This is a genomic window from Pseudoalteromonas sp. NZS100_1, from assembly GCF_015864285.1.
GTDB lineage: Bacteria > Pseudomonadota > Gammaproteobacteria > Enterobacterales > Alteromonadaceae > Pseudoalteromonas > Pseudoalteromonas arctica.
Genome location: NZ_JADYXN010000063.1, coordinates 1 through 3,574, shown reverse-complemented (window position 1 = coordinate 3,574; position 3,574 = coordinate 1). Strand labels below are relative to the sequence as shown.

The following is a 3,574-nucleotide window of genomic DNA, read 5'->3' as shown; positions in this document are numbered from 1 at the left end:
GTTGCGGGAGCCGGATTTGAACCGACGACCTTCGGGTTATGAGCCCGACGAGCTACCAGACTGCTCCATCCCGCGCCAATAGATATCAAACTTTAAATTTAATATCGCTGTTAGCTGTTTTACAACATGCTAAACAATGGCCGCTATTATAAGGATGTACGGGATGATTAGCAACTATAATACGCAATTAGTTTATAAAATTTCCAATTCGTCAAGATGCTAATTTAATGTATATATAAGTAACATAAGTAATCAATCAATTTTATAAAATGCTGTCTCTAAATTATTAAATATTACAGCTTATTATTTTTGAGTGAAAATCAAACAAACTAAATTTGAGCTACCTTAGTACCTTCTAGATGCTTACAATTTACTAGAAAATAAATTGATATAACTAAAACCCATACTTTAACACTAAAAAAACGTGCAGAATTTTATCTGCCCGCTATAATCAATTTTATGCCACTTAATAATAATAGTTATTACTCACTGCAGCGAGATAAAAATGAACCAACAACAATCAGCATTGTTAAATAACTTAACAATTATTAAGCCAAATTTTCATGCATTCACGGCTCGATTTCACAGTAAATTGGCTGAATCTAGCATTGAAATGAATTACCCAACAGCCTTACAATTTAACGAAAAGAGTTTTACCCTTTTTTGTGTGTTAGAACGAATTGTTAAACATTTAGATAAGCCAGCATCGGTAGCTCCTTTTTTAGCACATCATTTAATGTACCTAAAAAAAAGCAGTGTTTCGCAAAGTGACATTGCACCATTATCTGATGCGTTTTACGAAACCCTTAAAGAGCACCTTGGTAAACACTTTACTCCTGAGAGCCAGCTCGCTTGGAAAAAAGCCCTTAAATATTTTGAAAACTTTGCCAGCAATATTCTATTTAATGTATCTAATGTGGTTTCGTTACAACAAAAAATGCAGCAAAAGCAAAGTAATAAAATTTAAATATAAAATTTTAGGGGTGGCAATTTAACTTACTTAACCTCCCCATTAATTAAACTCATTTGCACACCATGATCCAACACGCCTTTATTGCCTTGATAATCGGTTAAGCCTTTTTGCTCTATTCACTCGTAGTTAAATAGTAAAACGATCCTTTAATTAAATACGTCCGTATAAAAAAATTTGGCTTTACTATGACCCATCACAAAACACTCAGACTAATACTAGGCGATCAGCTAAACCCATCTCATTCATGGTACAAGCAAAAAGACGACGACACGCTTTACCTCATCGCAGAACTAAAACAAGAAACTGACTACGTTAAACATCACATTCAAAAACTGTGTGCTTTTTTTAATGCTATGGAAAACTTTGCAACTGCATTAAACACGGCAGGTTTTAATGTTTTGCATTTAACACTTGATGATACCGATGACGACAAGGACTTGATTGAATTACTCAAGCGAGTTGCCGATAAATACCAATGCGACTCTATTGAATATCAATACCCTGACGAGTTTAGGCTAAAATCTCAATTAGCTAAGTTTAAAAGTGATAGCTCATTAAATGTAATTGCTACAGATACTGAACACTTTTTATTACCGTTCACCGATATAAAAACACGCTTTACAAAAAACAAGCATGTAACAATGGAGCACTTTTATCGTGCTATGCGTAAGCAATTTAATATATTAATTGATGATGCAAAGCCAACTGGTGGCAAATGGAATTTTGATAGTAATAATCGTAATAAATTTTCTAAAAAAGACTTAGCCGACATCCCAGAGCCTAAGTTATTCAATACTGATGTTAGCATCATTATTTCTCGTTTAAATAAACACAACGTCACTTATTTGGGTGAAATAAATGAACATTCACTGGAGTGGCCAACAACGCGTAAACAAGCGATTGAATCTCTTGAATACTTTTGTGAGCACTTACTTAGTCGCTTTGGTCACTTTCAAGATGCGATGACAGATCAAAGTAAAAACAATACCAGCCTGTACCATAGCCGTTTATCGTTTGCCCTAAACGCAAAAATACTCCACCCGTTATATGTAATCAAACGTGTAATAAGCGAATACGAACAAAGACCCAATGAAATATCCCTCTCGCAAGTAGAGGGCTTTACCAGGCAAATATTAGGCTGGAGAGAGTATGTACGTGCCATTTATTGGATTAACATGCCCGACTACGCAGTTAAAAATCAATTACAAGCCAAAAATAAACTGCCATCTTATTTTTGGAACAGCTCTACAAAAATGAATTGTCTAAGCCACTCACTCAAGCAAAGCCTTGAAACCGCTTATGCTCATCATATTCAGCGCCTAATGGTTATTGGGAACTTTTGCATGCTCACAGGAATAAACCCTGATGACGTAGACAACTGGTACTTAGGCGTTTATATAGATGCCATAGAATGGGTAGAAATGCCCAACACCCGAGGCATGAGTCAGTTTGCCGATGATGGAATAATTGCAACAAAGCCTTATGCTGCAAGCGGTAACTACATTAATAAAATGAGCGATTACTGCAAAAGCTGTCAGTACGATGTTAAACAAAAAGTAGGAGATAAAGCCTGCCCGCTAAATAGCTTGTATTGGCATTTCATGAATAGACACAGAGACAGGCTAGAGAAGAACCCACGTATTGGTATGGTATATAAAAACTGGGATAAACAAGATGAAACACTTCAAGAACAAACGCTGCAACAAGCAACCTACTACCTTAATAATTTAGAAGCGCTTTAAGTAAAAAAACCGCCTCAAATGAGGCGGCTAAATAATCAGGGGAATATGTACTTTAGAAGACTATTTACCTTCTATTAGATTGCTATTACCAATTTCTATTTTACGTGGTTTAAGTGCTTCAGGAATTTCACGCTGTAACTCTATGCTCAATAAGCCGTTAGCTAAATCGGCACCAAGTACTTTTACATGGTCTCCAAGCTGAAATTTACGTTCAAAGTTACGCTCTGCTATACCTTGATGAATAAACTTACGTTCATTATTTTCATCTTTATTAGCTTTAATACCTGCAACTTTTAATGTGTTGTTTTCTGACTCAATGGTTAATTCACTATCACTAAAACCGGCAACGGCCATAGTGATTCTGTATTTGTCTTTATCGAGTGCTTCTATATTGTAAGGAGGAAAACTCGGCTGCTTGTCTGTATTAGCTGCCGCATCCATAAGTGATGCTAAATGTTCGAAGCCGATAAATGAACGATAAAGTGGTGATAAGTCTACTGTACGCATAATAATATCCTCATATTTAAGCGATATTTTGCATGTGCTTTTCTATTGAACAAGCTCAAGCAAAGTTTAATTAATAATATAAATTTCAATTGTTTAAGTTTAATTTAGGACCCATCAGGCGTCCTACTTAACTATATATGGACGGTAAAATTGTTTTCAAGTAAATTTATTAAAAATAAATAAAAAAGGCACTGAAGAGCTGTCTCTTATACACAAATCCCTGCTAAGAAATTAGCGGGGATTTTTTTGAACTAAATCTCAATGTCATGATCAGATCTTCAAATCTTGTTTGAGGGCACATTATGATTAACGAACATACTCATTGGGCAAAACAACAATTCGGTAAATCGGA

General features: G+C 35.3%; 3 protein-coding genes and 1 tRNA gene. 2 read left to right on the top strand and 2 right to left on the bottom strand.

What is annotated here, in order from left to right:
- Position 1: 1 nt before the first annotated feature.
- Positions 2-75, bottom strand: a tRNA-Met gene (locus I6F66_RS20360).
- A gap of 430 nt (positions 76-505) precedes the next feature.
- On the opposite strand from I6F66_RS20360, the gene I6F66_RS20355 reads away from it, so the two are divergent.
- Positions 506-967 carry a globin domain-containing protein gene (locus tag I6F66_RS20355; protein WP_197119607.1) on the top strand — a complete coding sequence of 154 codons (462 nt, stop codon included), beginning with the start codon at positions 506-508 and terminating at the stop codon, positions 965-967.
- A gap of 191 nt (positions 968-1,158) precedes the next feature.
- Complete coding sequence (locus I6F66_RS20350) at positions 1,159-2,715, top strand: cryptochrome/photolyase family protein (protein WP_197119608.1); 1,557 nt, start codon at positions 1,159-1,161, stop codon at positions 2,713-2,715.
- Positions 2,716-2,775: 60 nt separating this feature from the next.
- Here I6F66_RS20350 and I6F66_RS20345 read toward each other — a convergent pair whose 3' ends face one another.
- The gene (locus tag I6F66_RS20345; protein ID WP_007585496.1) at positions 2,776-3,222 is read right to left on the bottom strand and encodes an Hsp20 family protein; all 447 of its coding nucleotides are present in this window, start codon (positions 3,220-3,222) and stop codon (positions 2,776-2,778) included.
- Positions 3,223-3,574: the final 352 nt, after the last annotated feature.

What these genes read in the sequence shown, in the direction of transcription:
- I6F66_RS20355 (WP_197119607.1), top strand. Translation starts at nt 506, where the DNA reads ATGAACCAACAACAATCAGCATTGTTAAATAACTTAACAATTATTAAG.
- I6F66_RS20350 (WP_197119608.1), top strand. Translation starts at nt 1,159, where the DNA reads ATGACCCATCACAAAACACTCAGACTAATACTAGGCGATCAGCTAAAC.
- I6F66_RS20345 (WP_007585496.1), bottom strand. Translation starts at nt 3,222, where the DNA reads ATGCGTACAGTAGACTTATCACCACTTTATCGTTCATTTATCGGCTTC.